The organism is Oscillibacter valericigenes, from assembly GCF_021531435.1.
Lineage (GTDB): Bacteria > Bacillota > Clostridia > Oscillospirales > Oscillospiraceae > Oscillibacter > Oscillibacter valericigenes_B.
Genome location: NZ_JAFBIS010000077.1, coordinates 1 through 626 on the forward strand (window position 1 = coordinate 1; position 626 = coordinate 626).

At 50.6% G+C, this 626-nt stretch carries 1 protein-coding gene; it reads right to left on the bottom strand.

Features of this window, described 5'->3' with window-relative positions; genetic code table 11:
- Nucleotides 1–247, bottom strand: a 247-nt coding sequence (locus tag JQM68_RS13620; protein WP_235223561.1) for a hypothetical protein, incomplete at its 3' end; no start/stop codon positions are given.
- Nucleotides 248–626 lie beyond the last annotated feature (379 nt).

Here is a 626-nt window from a genome sequence, read left to right on the forward strand (position 1 = left end):
TGACCTCCACGGGTCCGGCGGAGTTGTTGATGATTTTCAGGTTGTCGGCGCAGGTCACGGCGGCGTTGGCATCGACGTTTAACGGGATGCTGGTAGGGACGGTGACGCTGAAGGTCGTTGCTTCAGCGGATATGGTTACAGGGACCGTCCCTGCGTTTCCTGAAGTACCGACATCCGCAGCGGCGGCGGGTGCTGCCAGTGCCAATGACAACACCAATGCGAGAGCAAGAGACATGAGCTTTCTCATTTTGGAAAACCTCCTTCTAAATTTCCCTTTTTAGGGTTGCATTGTAGTTTACCCAATTTTCGGATTGAGTCAAATTTCAGAACGCCAAGACAAAAAAGTGACCGAGGCACTGTTAAGGGCCTCGGTCGTCTTGCTTGAAAGTATGCTGGTTTTGCTGATGCTCGAAAAATCACCCACGCTGAAAAGTGGAGAGGTAGGTAAAAATTAGGGGCAAAATTTTTCAGCACCCACGCTCAAGAGTGGAGAACCGTTATGTTGGCACGTCCACTGGGGTAACATACCAGTGTATTCTCATTTTTGGATGAATATTCCGGTGGCGGGGTACCGCCAGTCCGGTGAAATGGAAACCGTCGTTCCGGCGTTTTGGAAACCGTTATTC